Source organism: Acinetobacter sp. ANC_7682 (assembly GCF_056779795.1).
On sequence record NZ_JBWYIQ010000115.1, the window covers coordinates 1 to 208 of the forward strand.

Genomic DNA, 208 nt, shown 5'->3' on the forward strand with positions numbered 1-208 from the left:
CAATTGAAAAATATGGATCACCTGAAATATTGAATACAGACCAAGGCAGTCAGTTCACCAGTGATGCATTTATTGATGTATTGAAATCAAAGGGCATTCAAATCAGTATGGATGGTAAAGGTCGATGGATTGATAATGTGATGGTTGAACGATTATGGCGGAGCGTTAAATATGAAGAGGTGTATCTCAAAGCTTATAGCAGTGTCAC

1 pseudogene is annotated in these 208 nt (G+C 37.5%); it reads left to right on the plus strand.

Features of this window, described 5'->3' with window-relative positions:
* Nucleotides 1–208, plus strand: a pseudogene (locus AC1M9D_RS14230) (IS3 family transposase); the annotation flags it as partial.